The organism is Kribbella endophytica, assembly GCF_054781295.1.
Genome location: NZ_BAAGUR010000004.1, coordinates 121,643 through 138,596 on the forward strand (window position 1 = coordinate 121,643; position 16,954 = coordinate 138,596).

Annotated in this window: 21 protein-coding genes; 9 read left to right on the forward strand and 12 right to left on the reverse strand. The window is 70.1% G+C overall.

The window, feature by feature from the left end; all coding sequences use genetic code 11:
• Positions 1-9 precede the first annotated feature (9 nt).
• Genes ACYVIO_RS32445 through ACYVIO_RS32460 form a run of 4 tightly spaced genes read right to left on the reverse strand, consistent with a single transcriptional unit; the run spans position 10 to position 2,627 of the window.
• Positions 10-840, reverse strand: a complete 831-nt coding sequence (locus ACYVIO_RS32445; protein ID WP_460654748.1) for a phosphotransferase — start codon at positions 838-840, stop codon at positions 10-12.
• Positions 837-1,379 carry a maleylpyruvate isomerase N-terminal domain-containing protein gene (locus ACYVIO_RS32450; RefSeq protein WP_460654749.1) on the reverse strand — a complete coding sequence of 181 codons (543 nt, stop codon included), beginning with the start codon at positions 1,377-1,379 and terminating at the stop codon, positions 837-839. Before ACYVIO_RS32450 ends, ACYVIO_RS32445 begins: the two co-directional genes overlap by 4 nt.
• Positions 1,370-2,143 carry a MerR family transcriptional regulator gene (locus tag ACYVIO_RS32455; RefSeq protein ID WP_460654750.1) on the reverse strand — a complete coding sequence of 258 codons (774 nt, stop codon included), beginning with the start codon at positions 2,141-2,143 and terminating at the stop codon, positions 1,370-1,372. Before ACYVIO_RS32455 ends, ACYVIO_RS32450 begins: the two co-directional genes overlap by 10 nt.
• A gap of 4 nt (positions 2,144-2,147) precedes the next feature.
• Positions 2,148-2,627: a VOC family protein gene (locus ACYVIO_RS32460; RefSeq protein WP_460654751.1), complete on the reverse strand. Its 480-nt coding sequence runs from the start codon at positions 2,625-2,627 to the stop codon at positions 2,148-2,150.
• 131 nt (positions 2,628-2,758) lie between these two features.
• Here ACYVIO_RS32460 and ACYVIO_RS32465 point away from each other — a divergent pair, with 131 nt between their 5' ends.
• The 3 genes from ACYVIO_RS32465 (at position 2,759) to ACYVIO_RS32475 (ending at position 5,901) form a co-directional block, all read left to right on the forward strand.
• Positions 2,759-3,829 carry a winged helix DNA-binding domain-containing protein gene (locus tag ACYVIO_RS32465; RefSeq protein ID WP_460654752.1) on the forward strand — a complete coding sequence of 357 codons (1,071 nt, stop codon included), beginning with the start codon at positions 2,759-2,761 and terminating at the stop codon, positions 3,827-3,829.
• A 43-nt stretch (positions 3,830-3,872) separates the two neighbouring features.
• Positions 3,873-4,820: a helix-turn-helix transcriptional regulator gene (locus ACYVIO_RS32470; RefSeq protein ID WP_460654753.1), complete on the forward strand. Its 948-nt coding sequence runs from the start codon at positions 3,873-3,875 to the stop codon at positions 4,818-4,820.
• Positions 4,821-4,971: 151 nt separating this feature from the next.
• Entirely contained in the window at positions 4,972-5,901 is a 930-nt protein-coding gene (locus tag ACYVIO_RS32475; protein WP_460654754.1) for an LppU/SCO3897 family protein, read from the forward strand.
• Between the two features lie 53 nt (positions 5,902-5,954).
• On the opposite strand, the gene ACYVIO_RS32480 is transcribed toward ACYVIO_RS32475, so the two are convergent.
• Together ACYVIO_RS32480 and ACYVIO_RS32485 are read right to left on the reverse strand one after the other, a co-directional pair.
• A complete protein-coding gene (locus tag ACYVIO_RS32480) occupies positions 5,955-6,377 on the reverse strand; it encodes a nucleoside deaminase (RefSeq protein ID WP_460654755.1) in 423 nt (140 codons plus the stop codon).
• Entirely contained in the window at positions 6,374-7,216 is an 843-nt protein-coding gene (locus tag ACYVIO_RS32485) for an LLM class flavin-dependent oxidoreductase (RefSeq protein WP_460654756.1), read from the reverse strand. The genes ACYVIO_RS32480 and ACYVIO_RS32485 overlap by 4 nt, the downstream gene beginning before the upstream one ends.
• 94 nt (positions 7,217-7,310) lie before the next feature.
• On the opposite strand from ACYVIO_RS32485, the gene ACYVIO_RS32490 reads away from it, so the two are divergent.
• The 3 genes from ACYVIO_RS32490 (at position 7,311) to ACYVIO_RS32500 (ending at position 9,006) form a co-directional block, all read left to right on the forward strand.
• The gene (locus tag ACYVIO_RS32490) at positions 7,311-7,769 is read left to right on the forward strand and encodes an Lrp/AsnC family transcriptional regulator (protein ID WP_460654757.1); all 459 of its coding nucleotides are present in this window, start codon (positions 7,311-7,313) and stop codon (positions 7,767-7,769) included.
• Complete coding sequence (locus tag ACYVIO_RS32495; RefSeq protein WP_460654758.1) at positions 7,766-8,617, forward strand: hypothetical protein; 852 nt, start codon at positions 7,766-7,768, stop codon at positions 8,615-8,617. Before ACYVIO_RS32490 ends, ACYVIO_RS32495 begins: the two co-directional genes overlap by 4 nt.
• A gap of 77 nt (positions 8,618-8,694) precedes the next feature.
• A complete protein-coding gene (locus ACYVIO_RS32500) occupies positions 8,695-9,006 on the forward strand; it encodes a MazG nucleotide pyrophosphohydrolase domain-containing protein (protein WP_460654759.1) in 312 nt (103 codons plus the stop codon).
• Here ACYVIO_RS32500 and ACYVIO_RS32505 read toward each other — a convergent pair.
• Both ACYVIO_RS32505 and ACYVIO_RS32510 read right to left on the reverse strand, forming a co-directional pair.
• Positions 8,966-9,451, reverse strand: a complete 486-nt coding sequence (locus ACYVIO_RS32505) for an OsmC family protein (protein WP_460654760.1) — start codon at positions 9,449-9,451, stop codon at positions 8,966-8,968. The genes ACYVIO_RS32500 and ACYVIO_RS32505 overlap by 41 nt on opposite strands.
• Before the next feature lie 74 nt (positions 9,452-9,525).
• Positions 9,526-10,176 (reverse strand): SDR family oxidoreductase, encoded by a 651-nt coding sequence (locus tag ACYVIO_RS32510; RefSeq protein ID WP_460654761.1) that lies wholly within the window; start codon positions 10,174-10,176, stop codon positions 9,526-9,528.
• A gap of 43 nt (positions 10,177-10,219) precedes the next feature.
• Between ACYVIO_RS32510 and ACYVIO_RS32515 the strand changes: the two genes are divergently transcribed.
• Positions 10,220-11,002, forward strand: a complete 783-nt coding sequence (locus ACYVIO_RS32515; protein ID WP_460654762.1) for an alpha/beta fold hydrolase — start codon at positions 10,220-10,222, stop codon at positions 11,000-11,002.
• Here the strand turns inward: ACYVIO_RS32515 and ACYVIO_RS32520 are convergent.
• Together ACYVIO_RS32520 and ACYVIO_RS32525 are read right to left on the reverse strand one after the other, a co-directional pair.
• Positions 10,999-12,114 (reverse strand): MerR family transcriptional regulator, encoded by a 1,116-nt coding sequence (locus ACYVIO_RS32520; protein WP_460654763.1) that lies wholly within the window; start codon positions 12,112-12,114, stop codon positions 10,999-11,001. The two genes, ACYVIO_RS32515 and ACYVIO_RS32520, sit on opposite strands and share 4 nt — an antisense overlap.
• Positions 12,115-12,147: 33 nt before the next feature.
• Positions 12,148-12,504, reverse strand: coding sequence for a MerR family transcriptional regulator (locus ACYVIO_RS32525; protein WP_460654764.1), 357 nt, complete (start codon positions 12,502-12,504; stop codon positions 12,148-12,150).
• A gap of 52 nt (positions 12,505-12,556) precedes the next feature.
• Here ACYVIO_RS32525 and ACYVIO_RS32530 point away from each other — a divergent pair, with 52 nt between their 5' ends.
• Positions 12,557-13,399, forward strand: coding sequence for an aminotransferase class IV family protein (locus ACYVIO_RS32530; RefSeq protein ID WP_460654765.1), 843 nt, complete (start codon positions 12,557-12,559; stop codon positions 13,397-13,399).
• On the opposite strand, the gene ACYVIO_RS32535 is transcribed toward ACYVIO_RS32530, so the two are convergent.
• Complete coding sequence (locus ACYVIO_RS32535) at positions 13,386-15,266, reverse strand: propionyl-CoA synthetase (protein ID WP_460654766.1); 1,881 nt, start codon at positions 15,264-15,266, stop codon at positions 13,386-13,388. The two genes, ACYVIO_RS32530 and ACYVIO_RS32535, sit on opposite strands and share 14 nt — an antisense overlap.
• A gap of 83 nt (positions 15,267-15,349) precedes the next feature.
• On the opposite strand from ACYVIO_RS32535, the gene ACYVIO_RS32540 reads away from it, so the two are divergent.
• Positions 15,350-16,270 carry a threonine/serine dehydratase gene (locus tag ACYVIO_RS32540; protein ID WP_460654767.1) on the forward strand — a complete coding sequence of 307 codons (921 nt, stop codon included), beginning with the start codon at positions 15,350-15,352 and terminating at the stop codon, positions 16,268-16,270.
• On the opposite strand, the gene ACYVIO_RS32545 is transcribed toward ACYVIO_RS32540, so the two are convergent.
• Positions 16,263-16,868, reverse strand: a complete 606-nt coding sequence (locus ACYVIO_RS32545; RefSeq protein ID WP_460654768.1) for a rhomboid family intramembrane serine protease — start codon at positions 16,866-16,868, stop codon at positions 16,263-16,265. The genes ACYVIO_RS32540 and ACYVIO_RS32545 overlap by 8 nt on opposite strands.
• Positions 16,869-16,954: the final 86 nt, after the last annotated feature.

Sequence of the window (16,954 nt, forward strand, 5' to 3'; positions counted from 1 at the left end):
CCCGGCAGGTCAGTCGGTGGTGAGGACCTCCGCGATCATGCGGTGGCCTTGTAATTCGTAGTCTTCGCTGCGAACTCGGTAGGCCCAGCAGGTGGTGCCGATGGCTTCGCGGATGCGGTTGCGGCGCCAGGTGGCGGGGTCGCGGGGGTCGGTGCCGTAGCCGTTGAGGAAGGCTGCTTCGAGCGCGGGGTCTTGGCGGAACTGCTGGGCGGCTAGGCGGCCGAAGTCGCCCCAGGCGGGTCTGAGCTCGGCGCGGCCGAAGTCGATCACGCTGACTGTGCCCTCGTGGATGAGCCAGTTGCGGGGCTGCCAGTCGCCGTGGGTGGGGACCAGGGTGCTGGGCGGCGTTGGCCAGGCGGTGATTTCGTTGCGGAGCCGGGTCACCACGTCCGGCGCGATCCGGTGGGGGCCTGCCAGCCAGGCGAGTGACTTCTGGTTCTCGGTCGCCTCGAAGTCGTTGTCTTCGACGGTGAACTGCTCGTGGAGTTGGGCCAGCAGTACGCCGGCTTGGTGGTAGGTCTCGGGGCTGCGCTCGCGGGGTGTGCCTTCCACCAGGTCGCCCGGGAGGTAGTGCGTGACCAGGAGCTTCGCGTCGGCGTCCGCGAACGCGAGTTGGGGTGCCAGGCCGCGGGACGTCCAGGGGGTGAGCCACTCGCGGTGGGCGCGGAGTTCGCGGGCGATGTTGGTGTCGGCGTCGTCGCCGGCCTTGGCGATGTAGCGGGTGGTGTTGTGCTGCAGGAGGAGGACGGTGGTGCCGACGAGGCCCCAGCTGAGGTCCTTGACGAGTTCGGCTCCCGGGAGCCACTCCCCCAGCAACTCCTGCTGGCGGGTGGTGGTCATGCGCGGCCGTAGGCGTCTAGGAGACGGGCTTCGATCGTCGTGGGGGTGCCAACAGCACCTGCGCCGTACGTGCCCATCTCTCGCATCTCGTCCACGTGGGGTTCGACCAGTGTCCAGAGGCCTTCGGTCAGGGAGGGGTCGAGGGCGCGGCCTTGGTCGGCGCCGACGGTGAGGTCCCAGCCGTGGATGACCAGTTCGCCGAGGCGGAAGCGGACGAAGGTCGGGTAGCCGATGTCGCGGCTCGGGTGGTGCAGCAGACGGGACCGGTCGGCGCCGGCAAAGGCCTCCAGTTGCGAGGCGCACGTCGTACGGACGGCTTCGAGGAGATCGGCCGGTGGGGTGTCGAGGTCGGCGGTCGCTTCCGCGGCGGAGGCTCCGGCCAGGAGGCGGGTGGCGAAGATGTTGCCTGCGACAACGTGATCCAGGACCTCTTCGACGGGGATGCCGCAGGGCGTGTCGTTGGTCCAGGCGGGCAGGGGGACGGCCTCGGCGCGGGTGATGAAGTCGGCGGTGGCTCGGGTGAGCAGGGTCATTTCCATCGGGCGGTCTCCGGGTTGATGCCGTGGGCGGCAGCGTTGGCGTTGACGACGGCTTGGAGGTAGGCGGTCAGGCCCGGGGCGAGGTGGTCGTAGTACTCGGGGGTGAAGGTTCGGGCCATGCAGACCTGCATGGCGTGGGTGCAGTCGAAGTGCTCGGCGATGCTCGCTCGGTGGCGTTCGGCCAGGGTGTTCGCGTCGGGCGAGCCGGGCTCGGTGCCGGCGCGGAAGGCCGTGGCCAGGTCGGTGTTGAACGCTTCGACCTCGGCGGTGAGGTCGCGCCAGTCGGCAGGCGTGCGGGTGGCCGCGCGTTCGGCGTACTGGCTCCACTGTGGCGTGCCCGACCAGCGTTGCTCGGCTTCGTCGACCCACTCGGTGCGCCAGGAGGCGCCGAAGATCTCGGACTGCTGCTCGGGGGTGAGCTGGATTCCCTTGCCACCGGCATCGAGCAGGCGGTCGACCGCCTTCAGCATCCCCTGAAGGCGGTCGAGCTGCTCGGTCAGTTCGGCGCGCTGGCGGCGCAGGTGCTCCTGCGGATCGACCGAGGGGTCGTCGAGGACAGCAGCGATGTCGGAGAGCGCGATCCCGAGTTCCCGGTACACGAGCACGCGGTGGATGCGGGCGACGTCGGCGTCGGAGTAGACGCGGTACCCCGCCGTCGTCCGCCCGCTCGGCACGACCAGGCCGATCGCGTCCCAGTGGTGCAGCGTGCGCACGCTGATCCCGACCAGCGACGCCGCTCCCCCGATGGTGAGGCTGTCCGTCATGGGGTCAGTCTGGTACGCCGATGCCCATCGCGCGCAGATTTTCCAGGCTCTGCTCGTCGTGCGGCCGGGCGGCCGTCATCACGACGCGCGAGTTCTCGGGCGTGATCACGGTCAGCTCGAGCGAGTTCCACAGCTTGATCTCCGGCCCGATCGTGCACCCCGGCACCAGTTCCTCGCAGCGCCCGGCGATCTCGTCGATCTGGCTCAGGACGCACGAGAAGCTCGTCGCGATACCGGGCGCTTCCGCCGGTGCCTCGCCGTGCACGAGCAGCACATCCTGGAACGCCCATCGGCGTAGGTGCGTGACCTGACCGGGCATGCTGAACAAGTCGATGAACCCGAGCCCGCGGATCCAGAAGTCCTTCGAGGCCTCCAGGTCCTCGGTCGGCACGATGGTGAACATCGGCATCGGGTAGATGGTGCGGTAGATCTCCGGCGCGACGGCGTCGGGGCCGGGCATGGGGACTGGGCTGATGTAGTTCATGCCGACCACGGTTCAGCCTGACGTCGCGTCAGGGTCAAGCCGCGACACTCCTCACGGCCCGGCGCTCGTGGTGGAATCTGCGGATGAGGATGACGGCGCGGGCGTTGAACAGGGCGTCCATGGTGCGGCAGATGCTGGTGGAGCGGGAGCCGATCGCGGTGGCCGACGCCGTACGGCGGATGGTGGCGGTCCAGGCGCAGCACCCGGCGTCGCCGTACGTCGGCCTGTTCAACCGCGTCGTCGGCTTCGACCCGCACGAGCTGGACGCGGCGTTCGCGGCCGGGATCGTGGTGAAGGCGACGCTGATGCGCGGCACGCTGCACGCCGTGCACACCGACGAGCACCTCGACTTCCGGGCCGCGATCATGCCGATGATGGCCGGGACCCGGTTCGAGGCGGCGTTCAAGGCCGGCGGGCTGACCAGCGCCGAGGCGCACGCGCTCGCGGTCGAGCTGGCGGAGTACGCGTCGGAGCCTCGCAGCGGCCAGGACTTCGAGGCGTGGCTGGACAAGCGGCTCGGCATGGGCGCGACGGAGTTGTGGTGGGCGATGCGGGCGGTCGCGCCGCTGCTGCACGCGCCGACCGGTGGGCCGTGGTCGTTCGGGCATCGGCCGGCGTTCATCGCGGCGCCCGGCGTACCGGTTGATCCGGAGCGTGGGCTCGAGGTGTTCACCCGGCGGTACCTGGAGGGCTTCGGGCCGGCGTCGATGCCCGACATCGCGCAGTTCGTCAAGATCTCGCGCGGCCGGGTGAAGGCGGCCGTCGCGGCACTCGACCTGGAGGAGCTCGAAGGGCCGGACGGCCAGGTCTTGTACGACGTACCGGGTGGAGCGCGGCCCGACGAGGACCTGCCGGTGCCGCCGCGGCTGATGGCGATGTGGGACAGCGTGCTGCTCGCGTACGACGACCGCGCGCGGGTCGTGCCGGCGGAGTACAAGCAGGTGATCACGCGGACCAACGGCGACCTGCTGCCGACGCTGCTCGTCGACGGGTACGTCGCCGGGGTGTGGCGGCCGGTCGAGGACGGGATCGAGGCGACGGCGTTCCGGAAGCTGCCGGCGGGAGTGTGGAAGGCGCTGAAGGGTGAGGCGCGGGACATGTTCGCGATGGTGGGAGAGCGCGATCCGCGGGTCTACCGGCGCTACGACCACTGGTGGAAGCATCTGCCGGCGGTCGACGTCCGGGTGCTGCCTGCCAAATGAAAGTGCTCACCCGTTGAGCACTTAGCCTGCGACACTGGCAGGTATGCGCGCTGATCGACTGGTGGCGACCCTGTTGCTGATGCAGGCCCGGGGCCGGGTGACGGCTGCCGAGCTGGCTTCGGAGCTGGAGATCTCCGTGGCGACCGCACGCCGCGATCTGGAAGCGCTCTCGACCGCGGGGATCCCGGTCTACCCGGAGCGCGGCCGCAACGGCGGCTGGTCGCTGCTGGGCGGATCGCGCACGGACCTGAGTGGGCTGACCGCGACCGAGGCGCAGGCGTTGTTCCTGCTGGTCGGGCCGGCGGCCGCGATCGCGCCCGATGCGAAGGCCGCGCTGCGGAAGCTGGTGCGCGCTCTCCCGGAGACCTTCCGCGGCGACGCGGAGGCAGCCGCCGAGGCGGTGGTGATCGATCCGGCCGGGTGGGGCGAGAACGACAAGGCCCGGCCGGTGCTGGTCAACGATCTGCAGCATGCCGTCGTACGGCGGCTGAAGGTGCGACTCGTGTACGGCGGACGCAGGGGTGCTGCGCCGTCGGAGCGGCTGGTGTCGCCGCTGGGGCTGATCGACAAGGACGACGTCTGGTACCTGATCGCCGGGACGGACAAGGGGCAGCGGACGTTCCGCGTCGATCGGGTGCTGGAGGCAACGGTCACCGAGGAGCCCGCGGAGCGGCCGGACGACTTCGACCTGTCGGCGGCGTGGGCGAAGGTGGTCGAGGAGATGGAGCTCAACCGGTCGCTGCTCGCGGCGACCGTACTGGTCCAGGAGCGGCACCTGTGGGTGATGCAGGACCGGCTCGGGCGGCACTGCGAGGTGCTCGGCGCCCCTGAGGACGGGTGGGTGCGGACGCGAATCACCGCGCCGACGCCGTTGATGATCGCGCAGCACCTGGCCGGCTGGGGTGGATCGATCGAGGTGCTGGAGCCTGAGTCGGTGCAGGCGGAGCTGGCGCGGCTGGGCGCGGAGCTGGTGAGTCGGTACGACGGCTGAGCGGACACGGTTCGGAGCTGGGCGGTGACCGGTGGTGGAGCTGGGGAAAAGGTTTCGTAACTGATGGAACCGCGGGGGCGGTGTTGACCGTCAGTGGTGAGTAAGGTCCATCTGTCCCAGAACTGTCCCGAGCGAGCAACAGGATGTATTCGTGACCACGACTCCCCCGCAACCGCCCCAGAACCCGTACGCCGGTCAGCCCGGTGGCTACGGTCCCCCGCCGCAGGAGCAGTTCCCGAACTACGCCGGTCAGCCGGGCCAGCCCCAGCCGGGCACGGTCCCGCCGGGCCAGCCGATGCCGGGTCAGTTCACCGGGCAGCCGCACGAGTACCAGGGCCCGCCGCCGCACCAGGCGCCGTACGGGCAGCCGCCGCAGGGCCAGCACTTCGACCAGGGCCAGCAGTTCGACCAGGGGCAGCAGTTCGACCAGGGGCAGCCGCAGTTCCAGCCGAACATGCCGCCGGTGGGTGGGCTGCAGTGCCGCTTCTGCGGATCGGTCCCGGCCGTGCAGGCGACCGTGCGGGGGCACATGGGGCTCATCATCCTGATGCGCTTCCTCAAGCTCGAAGGCCCGTTCTGCAAGACCTGCGGCACCGCGAGCGTGCGCGACATGACCGCGAAGAGCATGTGGCAGGGCTGGTGGGGCATCGGGTCGGCGATCATCAACCCGTTCACGATGCTGTCGAACATCGGCCCGTCGAAGAAGTTCCAGGCGCTGCCCGAGCCGATGCCGGGCGCTCCGGGCCGGCCGATGAACCCGGGCAAGCCGCTGTTCAAGCGGCCGGAGATCCTCGGGCTGCTGCTGCCGATCCTGGTGATCGCCGCGATCGTGATCGGCAACCTGACCACCACGACGTCGTCCGAGGCGAAGGTCGGCGACTGCGTGCAGAACGCGGGCACGGCCAGCGACCCGGACGTGAAGGTCGTCGACTGCAGCTCGGCCGAGGCCGAGTACGAGGTGCTCGGCCGGGTCAGCTCGTCGGTCTCCAGCACCTGCGACCTGTACCAGGACGCGACGGTGACCTACACCGAGAAGCGCGGCTCGAACGGCTACACGCTCTGCCTCGGGCCCACCAAGTGATCTGAGGGACCTTTGGTGGGGCTCAGCTTCGTGCTGGGCCCCACCTTCCGCGTTCAGCTCTTGTAGTACGCCGCCGCAACCGCGCTCGCCTCGTCCGGCAGCGCCGGACCCTCGGCCGGCACCGGCAGGAACCCGCCGCCCGGCTTCAGCGCGTTCACCTGCGCGCCGGTCATCGCGTAGACGACGCGACCGAGCCCGGAGCGTTCGAGCGCGCCGCCGCACATCCCGCACGGCTGGCAGCTCGTGTACATCGTCGTGCTCGCCGCGGCCTCCGGCGTCAGGTTCCGCGACGCCCAGAGCGCGAGCTTCAGCTCGGGGTGGGCGGTGATGTCGTTGTCGGTGACCGAGGTGTTGTGGTCCTCGGCCAGGACGTTGCCGTCAGCATCGGCCAGCAACGATCCGAACGGCGGGTTGCCGCTCTCGATCGCGGCCGCAGAGAGCGCGATCGCGCGCCGGAGCAGTTCGTCGGGGGTCACTGTTTCTCCATTCCTGCCTGCACGGTCGCCAGGGCCTGCCAGGCGATCTCGGGGTGTTCGGTCTCGGCAGGATCGCCGACGAAAGGGTCCAGTACGACGGTGTGCGCGCCGAGCAGCCGCAGCTCGTCGAGATCGCCGAGGATCTGGTCGATCGAGCCCTCACCGGCCAGCCGCGTCTCGTCGGGCCGCGGGGTGCCGGTCAGGTTCAGCACGATCCGCGGCGCGAAGCCGGGGTCGGGCTTGCCGAGCTCGTCGGCCGTCGTACGCAATCTGGCAGCGCCGTCGCGGTACCAGCCCATCGTCTGGCGCAGCGGGTGCCACGAGGCGCCGTACCGGATCGAGCGGCGCAGGCCGGCGTCCGTCGTACCGCCGACCCAGACCGGGATGTCGTTGCTGCCGTAGTCGTCGGTGTCCTGCCAAGCGGTGGTGAGCGCGTCGAGCAGCTCGTCGGTCTCCCGCCCGCGGCGGCGGTAGTCGAGGCCGAGGGCCTCGAACTCCTGGGCCGCCCAGCCGACGCCGACGCCGAGCACGAACCGGCCGCCGCTGAGCTGGTGCAGGTTTGCGGCCATCCGCGCGACCAGGAGCGGATGCCGGTACGGCGCGATCAGCACGGTGGTGCCGAGCTTGATCGAGCCGGTCTGGCCTGCGAGCCAAGACAGCAGGGTGAACGGCTCGTAGAACGGCGCCGGGTACTGCTCGGCGACGTCCGAGGTGATCGCGACGTGGTCGGACGTCAGGAGCAGGTCGTAGCCGAGCCCTTCGACGGTCCGGGCCCAGGCGAGCAGCCGGTCCGGGGTCGCGCCGGGGCCGAAGTTGGGGACGTTCACACCGAGTTGCATGCCCACCAGGCTATCCAGGGCAAGGGGTGCTTCTGAACGGATTCCTCCCGGAAAACCGGCTGCCCGGCCGTGGATCCCCCGGTATGTTGGCGCGATGACCGTGGATCTCGATGCGACCGACTGGGCCATCCTCGGAGAGCTGCAGCGGGACGGCAGGATGCCGCTGACCGAGCTGGGCCGGCGGGTGAATCTCAGTGCCTCGGCGACGACCGAGCGGGTGAAGCGGCTCGAGACGACCGGTGTGATCAGCGGGTACGGCGCGAGGATCGATCTGCCGAAGACCGGGTACGCCGTACTGGCGGTGATCCGGCTGAAGTACCCCGGCAACAAGCACGCGCCGCTGCACCAGCTGCTGAAGGAGCGGAGCGAGATCCTGGAGTGCCTGCGGACCACGGGTGACGACTGCTACCTGCTGAAGGTCACGGCCGGGTCGATGGCGCATCTGGAGCAGCTGGTGAACGAGCTCACCGAGTTCGGGTCGACGACGACGAACCTGGTCTACACCGAGACCCAGCCGTACCGCGGGCCGATGAGTCCGCCGGAGCTGTCGTGACCGACGTCGCCGGGATCGCGCTCTCCGACGAGCTGCTCCAGCGCTGGGTGGACTGGCTGGCGCCGGAGCGTCAGCCGTTCTACGTGACGGCGCGGCAGGCCGCCGAGTGGGAGCTGCCACTGTCGGACGAGGAGCCGGATCGGCAGTTGCGCGACACGTACCTTTCGTACGCCGTGGACGGGCGGCTGCGGTGCTCGTGGTTGTCGGAGAGCGCGTTCTCGGCGTACCCGAAGAAGGTGCGGGCGGGGTTGGTCCGGGCACAGGTTGTGCACGAGCGCGGGGCTGTGCCGACGGTACGGGCGTGGCGTGGAGTGCTCGGGGACGAGATCCGGGAGCAGGCGGACGGCCATCGGTTCGTGTGGTGGAAGTCGTTGCTGCGTCATCCGGTCGACGTGCTGCCGCGGTTGGTGAGCGAGGACATCGGGGTCAGCCGGCATCGCGAGGTGCCGGTGGGCGTGTGGCGTGGGGCCGAGGCGCTGCTCCCCCGGGCTCGCGAGTTGGCGGGGACGTTCCCGGAGGGCAGCGGGCCGAACTGCTTCGGCACGGTGATGGCCGCGGCCGGGATCGAGGGCGCCGAGTCGGAGTGGATGCAGCGCGAGCCGTTCGATCACTGGCTGGATGAGTCCACTACGCACGGCGGGCGGGACGGCGTACCGGGGACCCTGCTGGTGTGGCGAGGAGCCGATCGCGCAGTGCAACACGCCGCGGTGACACTCGGATCAGGCTGGGCGCTCCACAAGCCGTCGCAGTCGTGGATGACGCCACGCAAGGTCCGAACAGTCGCAGAGGTCCTTCGAGCTACTCGCACGGCGGGCTGGCACTTGCAACGCCACACGATGCACCGCTGACCGGGAACGCCTCCTCGCGTAGCGGCGGCCATCGGCGGGCAGGCTCCGCAGGCACTCCTCGGCGGTAGCGTCCGTGGATGGAGTTCTCGGAGCTGGTGACGCGCGCCCGTGAGGTGCGGACCAAGTACGCCGCGATGGAGACCGCGCGCTACGGGCGGGAGTGGACCCGGGAGGAGCTGATGCTCGGGTTCCTCGGCGACGTCGGGGATCTCGCGAAGCTCGTCCAGGGCAAGGAGGGGGTGCGCCCTCGCGACGACCTGGACGAGGCGTTCGCGCACGAACTGGCCGACTGCCTGTGGTCGGTGCTCGTGCTGGCCGACGCGTACGACGTGGATCTGGAGAGTGCGTTCAGTCGGACGATGGATCAGCTGGACGAGCATCTGGGGTGATCGTCAGTTCTCCGTTGTTCAGGTCGACGGCGATCGGGGTGCCTAGCTCGACTGTGCGGCTGACTGTGCAGAGGCGGTCGTGGGACATCTTGACCGCGCGTGGGAGTGCGACGCGGGCCTTGTCGCCGTCTTCGCCGTCGGGGAAGGTGATGGTGAACTCGACCTTGAGGTTCTCGAGGCGGTTGCCCTCCTCGGGGTCGCGGATCTTGTCGCCGCTGACCACCGCGCGGAACTCGCTCGGCTCGGCGCGCCGGCCGGTGACGTAGTCGACGTCGGACGCCGAGCAGGCGCCGATTGCGGCGAGGAGCAGCTCGACCGGGGAGAAGTCGGTGTCGTCCGGGCCGCTCGAGCCGACCGCCAGCGTACCGCCGCGCTGGTTGTGCACGAGGTACTTGCCGGTGGCGGTCCGCTCGAAGTGGATCTGCCGGAGGGTGTCGTCGCCCATCGGGACAGTCGCAATCTGTTGCCAACGGCAACGTCAGAGGTGCGCCGGCGGCGGGGGTACCGCCGGCGACGGGTTCAGAGCTGGTGCAGCGCGTCGGCGACGGAGGTCTCGCCGGCGATCAGCTCGAGGGTCCGGCCGATCGAGGCCGGGGTCTCGCAGAGGCCGGCCAGTACGGCGGCCACGTCGTCGCGGGTGACCTCGCCGTACCCGGTGTGGTCCGCGAGCTGCACGCGATCCGTCCCGGGGTCGTCGGTGAGGTGACCGGGACGCAGGACGGTCCAGTCGAGATCGCGCGCCCGCAGGTCGTCCTCGGCGGCTGCCTTGGCCTTCAGGTAGATCGTGAAACCTTCGTCGGGGTCCATCTCGGCGAACTTGTCCGCGCCCATCGAGCTGACCTGCACGTGCCGCCGTACGCCGGCCCGCTCGGAGGCCTCGGCGAACAGCGCGGCCGCACCGCGGTCGACGGTGTCCTTGCGCGCGTTCCCGCTGCCCGCTCCGGCGCCGGCCGCGAAGATCGCGACGTCCGCGCCGCTCAGCACCTTCGCGACGGCGTCCACGTCGGCCTGCTCGAGATCCAGCAGCGCGATCTCACCGCCGGCCGCGGCGACGTCCGCCTCGTGCGCCGGGTTGCGGACCAGGCCGACGACCTGGTGCCCGCCACCGGCGAGGAGCTTGGTCAAGCGCAACGCGATCTGTCCGTGTCCACCCGCTATGACGACTCGCATACCTCGAGCCTAACCCTTCACCCCAGCGAGGCAGACTGTTGCCATGTTCGCGGAAGCTGTCGACGGGTGCCGGATCGCGTACCAGGTGCAGGAAGGCGCCTCGGGCAACGGACCGGCGCTGCTGCTGCTCGCCGGGCAGTCCAACAACCATCACTGGTGGGACCCGGTCCGCGCCGACTTCGCCCGTACGACGATCACGCTCGACTACCGCGGTACGGGCGAGAGCGACAAGCCGGACGCGGTCTACAGCACGCCGGGTTTCGCGGAGGACACTGTCGCCGTACTGGACGCTCTCGGACTGGATCAGGTCGACGTGTACGGGACGTCGATGGGCGGGCGGGTCGCGCAGTGGCTCGCGATCATGCACCCGGACCGGGTGCATGGGCTGGTTCTGGGCTGTACGTCGCCAGGGCGGTCCCACGGGTTCGAGCGGAGCCAGGAGATCCGGAGAGCGCTCTCGGTCCGGGATCAGGCGGAGCGGGACGCGGTGCTGATCGACCTGATGTACACCCCGGAGTGGGTCGCCCAGAACCCAGGGCCGTACCCGGTCCTCGGTGACCCGACCATGCCGGCGTACGCCAAAGGCCGGCACCTGGTCGCCAGCAACAACCACGACGCCTGGGACGGCCTCGACACGATCCAGGCGCCGACACTGATCCTGCACGGGACCGACGACATCTTCAGTCCCGCGGCCAACGCGCAGGTCCTCGCCGACCGCATCCCGAACGCCCGAGCGGAGCTGCTCCCGGGGGCGAGGCACGCGTACTTCCACGAGTTCCGCCGTACGGCGAGCCCGCTGGTCACCGACTTCCTCGCCTCGCTCTAGGCCACGAGCAGCCGCAGCCCGAGCTCCGCTGCGTCGAGGGCGACCAGTTCGCTGTTGCGCTCAGCCCACCGGCCCGACGACAGGTCAGCACGCAGGCTGCTGACCGTCCGCTGCTCGGCATCCGGTCCGACGCGCGTCCAGACCGACACCGCCCGGCGTACCCGCTCGTCCAAGTAGGCCTCGGGCCGACGCCAGTACGCCTCGAAGAAGCCGTCGGCGCAGTCCCACGGGATCAGCACCGGCTCCATCCGCGCGCCGATCGCGCTCGTCAGCTGATCCACCGAGGGCCGCCCGGCGGTCAGAGCCGCGATCTCCGGCAGGTAGTCGCGCGTGAGCCAGAACCGATGCCGCCACCCGGGGTCACTCGCGTCGTGCGTGAACACCACCACCCGCCGAGCCACCCGCCGCATCTCCCGCAACCCGGCGATCGGGTCGTGCCAGTGATGCAGCGTGCTGACAGCCATCGCGGCGTCGAACGACTGGTCCTCGAACGGCAGCCTCTCTGCACTCGCATCCACGCAGGGCGCCGCACCCGCAGGCCGCTGCGCCCGCATGACCGCGGAAGGCTCGACCGCGGTCACGTCCCGGTCCGTCGGCTCGTACGAGCCCGAGCCGGCCCCGACGTTCAGCACCGTCCGAGCGTCTCCGAGCGCGTCCCAGATCGTCGCGGCGATCCGAGGATCAGTACGCCGGGTCGCCGGGTACGCGGACCCGATCGCCTCGTACAGCTGCGCCCCGAAGACCTTGAGCTGCGCCTCCGGTGTCGCCTTGATCCCCATCGCCCGCTCCTTCAGCTCGGTGTCGATCGCCGTCACCAGCGCCGCCGCCCGGTCCCGCTGCTCCAGCAGCAGGCCGTGCAGCCGCTCGAGGTGAGCGACCGTGTCCATGGCCGGGTCGTTCACCAGGTCCGCGATCTCGCGCAGCCCGATGCCCAGCCGCCGGTAGACGAGCACCTCGCGCAGCCGCTCGACGTCGCTCGCCGAGTAGGCCCGGTAGCCGGCCGCGGTCCGCGCGGACGGCCGGACGAGGCCGATCTCGTCGTAATGGTGCAGCGTGCGGACACTCACGCCCGCCAGCTCGGCCACGCGTCCCACCGTGAGGTGTTCGTCCATGCAGCGACTATGCGGCCTCACGTCACGTGAGGGTCAAGAGGACTGGCCCAGATAGGCGGCCAGGGTGTCGCGGGTGCGCTGCATGCTGTCGAGCCGGCCGTCGAGAGTGGCGAGCTCGTGGTCGAGGAGATCGCGCAGGCTCTGACACCAGTCGAAGACGGTCTCGTTGTCGCGGATCTCGCGGGCGCAGGGCAGGACGTGCTTGATCACCTCGGTGGTCAGGCCGGCGTCGAGCAAGATGCGGATCTTGCGGACGGTCAGTTCGGAGTCGTCGGCGTACCGGCGATAGCCGTTGCCGCCGCGCTCCGCGGTGAGCAGGCCCTGCGCCTCGTAGTACCGGAGCAGGCGCGGGTTCACACCGGTGCGTTGCGCGAGCTCGCCGATCAGCACCTGGCGTTCCTCCCTTGACCTTGCAACCAGTGTCAACGTTTAGCGTCGCGGTATGACTTCGTACGTCGTCCACCGTAACGGCCGACCGGCCGACGATCTCGCGCCGCTCGCCTTCGCCGGGTACGCCCACTTCACCGCCATGCAGGTCCGCGGCCGACGGGCCCGCGGCCTCGACCTCCACCTCGACCGGCTCCGCACAGCGTCGCTGGAGCTGTACGGGAACGCGCTCCCTGACGATCTCGTCCGCGATCAGCTGCGTACGGCGGTTGCGGCCGGGCCGGAGGACGCGTCGCTGATGGCCACGGTCTTCTCCCCCAAAGGTGAGTTCACCGCGGCGAGCGCGAAGCTGGAACTGCTTGTCCGTACCGGTCCGCCGTCATCGGGTCCCGATGGTCCGTTGGCGTTGACGACGTTCGAGCACGAGCGCTTCCTGCCGCGGCTGAAGCACGTCGGCGAGCCTGCGAAGACGTATGCGCTGCGGCAGGCGATCGCGGCGGGGTACGACGACGCCGCCTTCGTCGATCGGCAAGGTCACCTGACCGAGGGCACGATCTGGAACCTCGCGTTCTGGGACGGCACCCACGTCGTGTGGCCTCAGGCCGAGATCCTGACGGGGACGACGATGGCGATCGTCCGCCGGCACTTGGAGGTGCCGCAGCGGACCGCGGAGCTCACCCTCGACACCCTTCGGGGCAAAGCGCCGGGACGCGGCGTCGACAGCGCACCGTCGGCCACCGGGGTGGGCTCGCCTCCGTTCACCGGTGCCGTGGTCATGAACTCCTGGTCCCCGGGGATCTCGGTCAGCAGGATCGGTTCGGTCGAGTTCTCCGAGGCGTCGGAGTTCCTCGACCTGCTGCGTCAGGCGTACAAGGCCGAGCCGCTCACGGCGTTCTGAGAATCGGGCGCAGCGCCTCGATCACCGTGGCGTCCTCGATCGTCGACGGGATCGCGTCCGGTCGCCCGTCGGCGATGTTGCGCATCGTCTTGCGCAGGATCTTGCCCGAGCGGGTCTTCGGCAGCGCCTCGACGATCGACACGTCACGGAAGGCCGCCACCGGACCGATCTCACGCCGTACGGCGGCCACGAGCTCCTCGCGCAGCACCTCCTCGGTGATCTCCGCACCGGACTTGAGCACGACCAACCCGCGCGGGAGCTGACCCTTCACCGCGTCGTACACCCCGATGACCGCGCACTCGGCGACCGCCGGATGCGCAGCGAGGACGGCCTCCATGCTGCCCGTCGACAGGCGATGACCGGCGACGTTGATGACGTCGTCGGTCCGGCCCATCACGAACACGTACCCGTCGGCGTCGATGTAGCCCGAATCGCCGGTGAGGTAGAACCCGTCGAACGTGCTCAGGTAGTTGTCGATGTAGCGATCGTCGTCGCCCCACAGCGTCGGCAACGCACCCGGCGGCAGCGGCAGCTTGATCGCGATCGAGCCCTCCTCACCGGCCGGCAGCCGCGAGCCGTCGGCGTCGAGGATCCGCACGTCCCACCCCGGCAGCGGCACGGTCGCCGAGCCCGGCTTGGCCGGCATCGCTTCGAGGCCGCGCGGGTTCGCGACGATCGGCCAGCCCGTCTCGGTCTGCCACCAGTGGTCGACGACCGGTACGCCGAGCTGGTCGTGCGCCCAGTGGTAGGTCTCCGGATCGAGCCGCTCGCCGGCCAGATAGAGCGCGCGGAAGCTGCCGCGAAGGTCGTACCGGGTCAGCTCCTCGCCGTTCGGGTCGACCTTCTTGATCGCCCGGAGCGCGGTCGGTGCCGTGAAGAGAGCCTTCGCGTGGTGCTGTGAGATGACCCGCCAGAACGCGCCGGCGTCCGGCGTACCGACCGGCTTGCCCTCGTACAGGATCGTGGTCGCGCCGACCAGCAGCGGCGCGTAGACGATGAACGAGTGGCCGACCACCCAGCCGACGTCCGAGGCGGTCCACCAGACGTCGCCCGGCCCGATGTCGTACACGGCGCTCATCGACCAGGCCAGCGCGACCGCGTGCCCGCCGTTGTCCCGGACGACGCCCTTGGGCTTGCCCGTCGTACCGGAGGTGTAGAGCACGTAGAGCGGATCGGTCGCGGCGACCGGCACTGGATCGGCCGGCTCGGCGTCCGCGACCAGCACGTTCCAGTCGAGATCGCGCTCTCCGAGTTTCCCGGGCGCGATCTCGCGCTGGACGACGACTGTCCGCTCCGGCTGATGGGCCGACAGCGCGAGCGCCTCGGAGATGATCGGCAGGTACTCGACGACCCGGTTCGGTTCGATCCCGCAGGACGCGGCGACGATCACCTTCGGCGTCGCGTCGTCGATCCGGGCCGCCAGCTCGCGCGGCGCGAAACCGCCGAACACGACCGAGTGGACCGCGCCGAGCCGCGCGCAGGCGAGCATCGTGATGACAGCCTCGGGGATCATCGGCAGGTACACGATCACCCGGTCGCCCTTGCCGACCCCGAGCGACCGCAGCGCGCCGGCGAAGGTCGCGACCTCGTCGCGCAGTTCGGCGTACGTGTAGGTGCGTTTCGAGTCGGTGACCGGGGAGTCGTAGACCAGCGCGGTGCGTTCACCGTGACCGGCTTCGACGTGCCGGTCGAGAGCGTTGTACGCCGTGTTGAGCTCCCCGTCGGGGAACCAGCGGTAGATCGGTGCGGCCGAGTCGTCGAGCGCGCGGGTCGGCGGTCGGGTCCAGCTGATCGCCTCGGCCGCCTCCAGCCAGAACCCTTCCGGATCCGTCAGGCTGCGGCGGTAGCTCTCGTCGTACGCACCCATCGTGCCTCCTTGCAGTCATCCGCAGTCTTACCCATCGGTGCGGGCGGCAACAGCCCTGTCGGCGTGCGTGGTTAGGTGGAGGCGTGACAGTGACGCGTGAGCAGGTCGAGCAGGCAGCGGTCCGGATCGACGGTCGAGTACGGCGTACGCCGGTGCTGCGGGTGTCGGAGACGGTGACGTTCAAGCTGGAGTTGCTGCAACACGTCGGGTCGTTCAAGCCGCGCGGCATGTTCAACCGGCTGCTCGCGGCGAAGGAGGACGGGTCGCTGACCGGCGTCGGCGCGGTCACGGCCTCGGGCGGCAACGCCGGGCTCGCGGTCGCTTACGCCGCGCGGGAGTTGGGTGTGCCGGCGCGGATCTTCGTGCCGGAGAGCGCTCCCGCCGCAAAGGTTGCACGGCTGAAGACGCTCGACGCGGACGTCGTGCACGTCGGATCGGAGTACGCCGAGGCCTACGCGGCGGCCGTTGTCGCCGCCGAGGAGTCGGGGGCGTTGTTCGCGCACGCCTACGACCAGCCGGAGGTGGTCGCCGGGCAGGGGACGCTCGGGCTGGAGCTGCTCGAGCAGATCGACGGGTTCGACACGGTGTTCGTGGCCGTGGGTGGCGGCGGGCTGATCGCGGGGATCGCGACGGCAATCGGTGATCGGGCGCAGGTCGTCGCGGTCGAGCCGGAGCTGGCGCCGACGCTCTCGCGGGCCCTCGATGCGGGCGGGCCGGTCGACGTACAGGTCGGTGGAGTCGCCGCGGACTCGCTCGGTGCCCGACGCATCGGTGAGATCGCCTACGAGGTCGCGACGCAGCAGAACATCGAGTCGGTCCTCGTCGATGAGTCCGCGATCATCGCGGCAAGGCAGGAGCTCTGGCGCGAGTACCGCCTGGCGACCGAGCACGGCGCGGCGACGGCGTACGCAGCGCTGACCTCAGGCGCCTACAAGCCTGCAGCCGACGAACGCGTTGTCGTTGTCGTCTGTGGCGCCAACACCGACCTCGGGACGCTCAGCTGACCTGACGCCGGTCGTCGGTGAGGAACCAGGCCGCCAGTACGCCGGCCACAGCGCCGAACAGGTGACCCTGCCACGAGATGCCGTCCTGCGGCAGCAGGCCACCCAGCAGCGCACTCCCCCACACGAGTACGACGACCACGCCGATCAGCACCTGACCGATCCGCCGGTTGAAGATGCCCCGGGCGATCAGGTACGCGGCGTACCCGAAGACCACGCCGCTCGCGCCGATCGTCACCGTGTTCGGCGGCGAGATCAGCCACGTCCCGATCCCGCCGATCACCGTCACGATCGCGGTGACCGACAGCAGCCGGATCGCGCCGGAGATCGCGATCAGCGCGCCCAAGGTGATCAGCGGCAGCGTGTTCGAGATCAGGTGGCCGAAACCGAGATGCAGGAACGGCGCCGTCACGATGCCGATCAGACCCTCGGGGTCGCGGGCGACGATGCCGTAGCGGTCCAGTGCGCCGTTCAGCGCGGTGTCGACGATCTCGCTGACCCACATCAGGCCGACGAGCGCGATGAGCAGCTTGATCCCGCCGCCGATCCGGGTGGCGTCCACCGCCGGCTTCGGCCGGCGCGCTGGGCTCGGGTAACTCATGCACCAACCATGCCCGATCCGGCCAAACCCCACCTGCCGGAACCGCGTTTCTGCCGGGGCACCGGACAAGAACTGTCCATGCCGGA

Excerpts from the sequence above, each read along its gene's own strand:
- ACYVIO_RS32445 (WP_460654748.1), bottom strand. The coding sequence starts at position 840 with ATGACCACCACCCGCCAGCAGGAGTTGCTGGGGGAGTGGCTCCCGGGA.
- ACYVIO_RS32450 (WP_460654749.1), bottom strand. The coding sequence starts at position 1,379 with ATGGAAATGACCCTGCTCACCCGAGCCACCGCCGACTTCATCACCCGC.
- ACYVIO_RS32455 (WP_460654750.1), bottom strand. The coding sequence starts at position 2,143 with ATGACGGACAGCCTCACCATCGGGGGAGCGGCGTCGCTGGTCGGGATC.
- ACYVIO_RS32460 (WP_460654751.1), bottom strand. The coding sequence starts at position 2,627 with ATGAACTACATCAGCCCAGTCCCCATGCCCGGCCCCGACGCCGTCGCG.
- ACYVIO_RS32465 (WP_460654752.1), top strand. The coding sequence starts at position 2,759 with ATGCTGGTGGAGCGGGAGCCGATCGCGGTGGCCGACGCCGTACGGCGG.
- ACYVIO_RS32470 (WP_460654753.1), top strand. The coding sequence starts at position 3,873 with ATGCGCGCTGATCGACTGGTGGCGACCCTGTTGCTGATGCAGGCCCGG.
- ACYVIO_RS32485 (WP_460654756.1), bottom strand. The coding sequence starts at position 7,216 with ATGCAACTCGGTGTGAACGTCCCCAACTTCGGCCCCGGCGCGACCCCG.
- ACYVIO_RS32490 (WP_460654757.1), top strand. The coding sequence starts at position 7,311 with ATGACCGTGGATCTCGATGCGACCGACTGGGCCATCCTCGGAGAGCTG.
- ACYVIO_RS32500 (WP_460654759.1), top strand. The coding sequence starts at position 8,695 with ATGGAGTTCTCGGAGCTGGTGACGCGCGCCCGTGAGGTGCGGACCAAG.
- ACYVIO_RS32505 (WP_460654760.1), bottom strand. The coding sequence starts at position 9,451 with ATGGGCGACGACACCCTCCGGCAGATCCACTTCGAGCGGACCGCCACC.
- ACYVIO_RS32510 (WP_460654761.1), bottom strand. The coding sequence starts at position 10,176 with ATGCGAGTCGTCATAGCGGGTGGACACGGACAGATCGCGTTGCGCTTG.
- ACYVIO_RS32515 (WP_460654762.1), top strand. The coding sequence starts at position 10,220 with ATGTTCGCGGAAGCTGTCGACGGGTGCCGGATCGCGTACCAGGTGCAG.
- ACYVIO_RS32520 (WP_460654763.1), bottom strand. The coding sequence starts at position 12,114 with ATGGACGAACACCTCACGGTGGGACGCGTGGCCGAGCTGGCGGGCGTG.
- ACYVIO_RS32530 (WP_460654765.1), top strand. The coding sequence starts at position 12,557 with ATGACTTCGTACGTCGTCCACCGTAACGGCCGACCGGCCGACGATCTC.
- ACYVIO_RS32535 (WP_460654766.1), bottom strand. The coding sequence starts at position 15,266 with ATGGGTGCGTACGACGAGAGCTACCGCCGCAGCCTGACGGATCCGGAA.
- ACYVIO_RS32545 (WP_460654768.1), bottom strand. The coding sequence starts at position 16,868 with ATGAGTTACCCGAGCCCAGCGCGCCGGCCGAAGCCGGCGGTGGACGCC.